The 1,315-nt window shown below is 28.4% G+C and carries 1 pseudogene; it reads right to left on the reverse strand.

Annotated elements, in window-relative coordinates:
• Positions 1-192 (reverse strand): annotated as a pseudogene (locus E0Y80_RS20510) (RteC domain-containing protein); the annotation flags it as partial.
• Positions 193-1,315 lie beyond the last annotated feature (1,123 nt).

A 1,315-nucleotide genomic window follows, 5' to 3' on the forward strand; every position in this document is an offset into this window, starting at 1 on the left:
CTTAAAGAAATCAACCTCTTGATCTTCATTTAAAAATCCAACTTGCAATACTTCAGTTTTAATAGCACACAACATTTCATTTAGAAACAAAGTCATTTGATATGCTTCATCAGATGACCTTATCATTTGAGAAGAAATTTTGTCCTCCTTATGCCGAATTTCTGATAATATTTTACTCAATATAATTTCCATAGCATAGATGTTTTTAAAGTTTACAGAATTTTATTCAGAACTCATCTAGTTCTTGGTATGCCAAAATTTGGAAATAATATTGAAACCAACACCACAGGTTCCCCCATATTGGGAAAGATTTTTTTGAATATTGTGTGCAAAAAGGGTAAAGCCTTATAGACTTTACCCTTTTATTTATTAAATTTGCAAAGATGATTTACAAGGTAATTCAATGAAAGTAAGCGCAGTGTGCACCATTACTAAATCGTTACCGATAAGGTTTTCAACTTTTGTAAACTGCTCTTTATTAGCCAATTTTGGCTATATTAATCTTTTCTGAAAAAAAAAGCAAACTTTTCAGTAAATTCCCTATTTTCCCTGGACAATACCTTTCTTATCTTTTAGCGTAAAAGTCTGTTTTAGTTAATAATTATCTGTAAGATTCCTCCTGTAATTCATTCTCAAAGATAGCTTTCAATTCATTTAGTTTATTTGGATAAAGCCATTAAGTTTTTCACCTCCGAGATGTCGTATTTTAAATTATACAATTCATCTCTTTTTTGTCGATGTGCAGTTAAGATATTTTGGTCAAATAATTATAAATAAATTAATTCTAGAAATGAATATTAAGTTATCAAATACTCTTATTATTAATGAAAACGAAAATCATATGTGATTCTAAACGAAATTCAACAATTTAGTTTTTTTTGAAGTGAGCTATTAGATAGTAAGAGATTTATTAAGAGGATTTATATCCAAAAATTATTAGTCAAAATTTTACTTATCAATCGGAAATATTCCGATTAATAAATAAAATTTTGACTACTTACACCGAATCCTGATTAGATCTTTGAAGTTCCATAATGAATATCCTCATTAAATTTTCAACTCGTCAAGAAAAAACAAAATAGATTTTATGATTTCAATCCTACCCTCATTATCTCCACAGACTAAAAAGGTAATTAACTTTAAAACAGTTAGTTACCTTTATTTTTTTAACTAGGGGCAATTTAAAGGGTAATATTGGATCAGTTTCAAAACCTGTGGACTAAGCAAATAATTTGGTTAACCTGAACAGGAAGAAATTGATGTCACCTACACCTCTAAACTGGCTTCTGAAAGCCTTTATCTTTGCATTGAAAGA

It is taken from the genome of Sphingobacterium endophyticum (genome assembly GCF_009733535.1).
Taxonomy (GTDB): domain Bacteria; phylum Bacteroidota; class Bacteroidia; order Sphingobacteriales; family Sphingobacteriaceae; genus Sphingobacterium; species Sphingobacterium endophyticum.